At 33.0% G+C, this 4,715-nt stretch carries 5 protein-coding genes; 2 read left to right on the forward strand and 3 right to left on the reverse strand.

Annotated elements, in window-relative coordinates:
• Positions 1-457, forward strand: a 457-nt coding sequence (locus N4A40_14530; GenBank protein MCT4663071.1) for a tyrosine-type recombinase/integrase, incomplete at its 5' end; no start/stop codon positions are given.
• A 42-nt stretch (positions 458-499) separates the two neighbouring features.
• Here the strand turns inward: N4A40_14530 and N4A40_14535 are convergent.
• Entirely contained in the window at positions 500-1,669 is a 1,170-nt protein-coding gene (locus N4A40_14535) for a tetratricopeptide repeat protein (GenBank protein MCT4663072.1), read from the reverse strand.
• 226 nt (positions 1,670-1,895) lie between these two features.
• Here N4A40_14535 and N4A40_14540 point away from each other — a divergent pair, with 226 nt between their 5' ends.
• Positions 1,896-2,018 (forward strand): hypothetical protein, encoded by a 123-nt coding sequence (locus N4A40_14540; protein MCT4663073.1) that lies wholly within the window; start codon positions 1,896-1,898, stop codon positions 2,016-2,018.
• A 503-nt stretch (positions 2,019-2,521) separates the two neighbouring features.
• Here N4A40_14540 and N4A40_14545 read toward each other — a convergent pair.
• Together N4A40_14545 and N4A40_14550 are read right to left on the reverse strand one after the other, a co-directional pair.
• Complete coding sequence (locus N4A40_14545) at positions 2,522-4,027, reverse strand: KAP family NTPase (GenBank protein ID MCT4663074.1); 1,506 nt, start codon at positions 4,025-4,027, stop codon at positions 2,522-2,524.
• A 29-nt stretch (positions 4,028-4,056) separates the two neighbouring features.
• The coding region (locus N4A40_14550; protein ID MCT4663075.1) for a hypothetical protein at positions 4,057-4,715 on the reverse strand (659 nt) is incomplete at its 5' end.

Below are 4,715 nucleotides of genomic sequence, written 5' to 3' on the forward strand. Positions count from 1 at the left end.
GGCACTAGTCAGTACACTTTTTTACACCGGCATGAGAATATCTGAAGTTCTTCAGATGAAAACTTATGATGTCGGTGAAAGGTTGATCTGGATCCAAGGCAAGGGAGAAAAACACAGACAAGTTTTTTTGCCTAAAGCTCTACTTCCGATTTTGAAAAATTATTTAGACTGCAGATATAAATCCGACAGCGAGTTTTTATTCGTTGGCCAAAAAGGGCCAATGACCAGGCAATTTGCTGGAAAAATTATAAAGCACTATACGGGAATGGCCAAAGTGAAAAAGTCAAAAGTCTATCCCCATGCCTTTAGACACCTATATAGTAGGCTTCTTTTAGAAGCTGGCGTTTCTTATGTAGAAATTAAACAGCTTATGGGTCATAGCCTTTCGGTAACCGAGAACTATATGAGTTTTGGACCAAATGAGCTGCTTAAGAAGGTGGATAAGATAAGGTTATAAAAAAATAGTGGGAACTCAGTCCCCACTATTTTTTTATATTCATTACTTCTTTGTTTCTTCTTTCAATTCATTATATGCCTTCTTAGCATTTTCTGCCAATTCTATATTTCCTTGAGATCTAAATAATTCAAATGCTTTACTAAAATCTTCCATTGCCCCCGCTCGATCTCCATCTTTATCTTTTAAAATTCCTCGATTATAATAGGCCTTAACATATTCTGAATTTATTTTTATCGCTTCACTATAGTCTTTTATTGCTCCCTCGCGATCTCCATCTTCAGCTTTTAAAATTCCTCGATTATAATAGGCGTCAACATATTCTGAATTTATTTTTATCGCTTCACTATAATCTTTTATTGCTCCGGCGGTATTTCCCATCTTCCTTTTTAAAATTCCTCGATTATAATAAGGCTCAACATAATCTGAATTTATTTTTATCGCTTCACTATAGTCTCTTATTGCCCCCTCGCGATCTCCATCTTCAGCTTTTAAGCTTCCTCGATTGTTATATGCTCTAAATTTTAAATCCTCCACCTGCTTTTCAATTTTTTCACTCTTCTTTTTAAAATCTCTTAAGCAATCGTCTAATTCTTCCATTTTCATTATTTCATCTGCTTTTTCAATGGCTTTATCGTAATATCTAACTGCATTTTCATTATCATTTAAAGCATCATGATAATAAGAATTTGCCTCCGCATACTTAGCTGTTTTTACATTAAATTCAACTATCTTCTTTGTCAGCTTCTCTTGTTCTTCAAACTTCTCTTTAATATCATTTAAGTTCTCTATTTCTCTTTTTAACTGCTTAAACTCATCGTCAAACTGTTTTGTTTTAAGATACTGAAAAAGTGATACTACAACTACAAGCAATGTAAAAAATATTGCAGTGACAGCAACTACAGCTTGAATCCTGTATGTAAATCCATCGCTTTTTTGTTCCCATCTTCTAGAAACTAGTTTTTTTATCTCTAAAGTCATTCGTTCTACATCGTTTGGATCATTGAAATTTTGAGGTGTAAATATAAATTGTTCCTCACCGTGAGGATTTAGTTCAGGCCTAGTATCGGTTATTGTTATTTGTATATTTGACGGTTGGTCTATATCTTTACATACTATGTAACCAATAGCTCCCACTGTTATTCCAAATATCAAAACTATTGAAGTCAGGACTGCTCTTATTGTTTTTAAATCTTCTGTTTTCTTATTAGCCATTATCATTCTCCTTTATTAATTTTTAACTGTTTTTTATTATATCAAATTTAAAGTAGTAATGGCTATAATTGGTAAAAAAATAGTGGGAACTCAGTTCCCACTATTTTAAATATAATAAGTGGAACTCACTTCCACTTATCTCCTTCTCCAAAGTCCTACCCTAAAAAGTTGTCTGTCCACAAGTCCATAGGTTAAGTTTTTGGTTTTTGTAGTAGCAGTAGTACCTGTGGACCCTGTGTGTCAGACCACGTTTGACCCTAAAGTACTACATGCAAAAAGACTTACAGAGATTAGCTATATATTTAGCGCTGCAGCAGTTAACAGTGCTAAAGATGGTTCTAGAAATTAAAAGCGCCTATGTTTCTCCAGGTTTTAGAGAATTATAGGTGCTTCTTTCCGCTGTTTATAGAAGGCGTAGCCTTCTATTTCCATCTTTAAAGATAGACCAGGACAGACCGTCCTGATCCGCTAGCCTTGTCCACAAAATCCATAGCATGAATGACCCGAACAAATAGTAGTAGATGCTGTGGAGTTTGTGGACAAGGCGTAAAAGTGAGAGTGCGAAGCTATAGCTATCACCAGTATAAAAAGACTTGTCGCAAAACGACTTGAGTTTTGTAGTTACATATACGCTGCCGATTTTAGCGGATATGTAACTTCCATGTGAGCGGTTTTCCCACACGGTACAAAACTTTGCGTTTTGCGATTAGTCTGTAAACGAAGTAACTATTTTTCGACTCAGAGGCCACGTTTGGAAAAGGTGGCCAAATGACCCGCGAGATAGACTAAGGTGCTGTAATCGAAAGCCCATGCGCTACAGTGGGTTTCTGTGGGGGATGGGGTGGACATTATTTATTCCAAACTATCAGCTATTTCTAATTGCATTTGTATATATTGTGCTATAGTCAAATTATCATATTTATCAAAATATCTTTCCATTTTGCTTACAATAAAATAATCAGTTTTATAGACTTCTTTGTACCCATCTTCTTCAAATAAATTTTTAAAAGTTTTATTACCTACATTTTTTAGAAGCGGATACAAAATACTGTTATTTTCATATAAGCTTCTCAAATGCCCTATCTCATCTAATCTTGATATTAAAACAAAAAAATGATTTTTTCTTGAAGTTATGTCCTCTACACTATATTCACCATTTAATAACCCTTCATAATATTCGTAATATTTAGTCCGTATTATCAGAATTAATACGTAAAATCCAAATTTTTGCTCTCTTGATTTAAAGCTTGGATCGATACTATCAAACAATAACTCTATATTCTTGAATATTTTCTCCATTTCTCTTAGTGATAATTCTAGCGTTTCAAATAATATTTCTATTATCGCTAATCTATTCTCATCCCAAACCCCATTTCTATTTAATAACTTACAGAAATTATGAACTTTTGGATCTGGTAATTTAAATTGCAAATCTACAAATCTCAATAGATATCCTTCTGCATCCATATTTTGACCATATACAGTAGCTATAGAATGACTTAATTGCTCTATATCTACTGATAAAACAAAAATTACATTAGGTACACTAAAGAAATGTTTTATCGCTTCTAACGTCTCTATAGCATAAATAGGTCTACAACGATCAAGTTCATCTACAAATACTACCAATTTTTTTTCTTCACTTATGAGTCCTAGTGCCTTCTTAAACTCTTCTTTAGTTTGCCTAAACCCTTCGAAATCTTCAAAAACCTTTGGTTCTACAGCTTTTTTTATTTTAAAATATTTATTCCTTGCGGTGACTCCTAAAGTTGCCAATTGTTTCTCTATGTCTTCAAAATTTAATCCGTCAAGTTTATCCTCAATTTCCAGATATTCATCAAAATCGTTTTGCTTAAAATTTAAGAGCTCTTTAACATCAATCTCTATTTTATCTAAGCCCAATTTCTTCTTCACAATATTTTTACCTGCCATAAAAGTCAACATTGATGCTGCTTTTCGCCATCTTCTAATCATGAGAGAAAATTCATTTATACTTTCTTCTTTTAAATTTTTACGTACTATTGTCTTTTTAAATATCTTGTTAAAATGAGCTACTAGTGGAATAAATGCATTATCATAATCATCATTTTCCCAAGCGTTATAATACAAGACATTTGTTTTTTCTTTAGTTAGCGGGAATTCAGTTTCTGAATTAGCATTTTTAATCTCACTTTCCCACATTTTTAAAAACATGCTCTTACCTGTACCCCAAGAAGAGTTGAGCGCAACAACTAAACCTTCTCCAGAGCGACTATAGTTCTGACTATTTTTTAGTATACGACTGATTTTAATTGCTTGATTTTTACGATCCAGTACATCATGGGTATCAAACCGCATTTCATTCATTCTGTCATTCATGGCAGAGTCCTCCCGTCATTTTCTCTAGTCTAATAAACTCCTTCAGGCATATAATAAGCAGGCCCATGCAATTTAATCAAATCATCGTCTGTCTTGTTAGTAATGTCATAATCGAATATCACATCGTATATGCAAGACTGCAAATATTTAACTTTGTTTTGAATATCTCTTTTTTCCGCACTTAATCTAAACTTTGTAATAGCGCAGTTTAGCTTTTCAAAGTCTAGATCCATTAGGTCTTGCTTAATGATTTTTAGAGGTAGTACTTGATTATTTAGTTTTATAGCAGCATCTTGACAGAAAAAGAAATTTCTAAGGGCTTGTTCTACTGCACGTTTGTATTCACCTAAAAACTCTATCTGGCATTTTTTGATTAGAAACTCATAGTCACAGAGGTTTTGTTCAACCGTTTCTTTAATTCCCATACTATGATCTTCCATCGTTCTTTCTGTCGTGGTTTTTGATTTTGGATTTTTTAATTCTTCTAAATCTAAATTTTGTATTTGACTTAAAATAGGGTGTTCTGATGCATCTATATTTTCATCTACAGTCTTATTATTGACAGACTGATAGACTGATTTATTATTAGGCTCATTATTTATTAAATCTCTTTTATTATTAGGGGGTCCGTTTTGTTCAAGTACATTTTGTTCAAGTACTTTAGGTTGAAGTACAAAATCGGCAACAA

The organism is Tissierellales bacterium (assembly GCA_025210965.1).
In the GTDB taxonomy this organism is placed as follows: Bacteria; Bacillota; Clostridia; order Tissierellales; family JAOAQY01; genus JAOAQY01.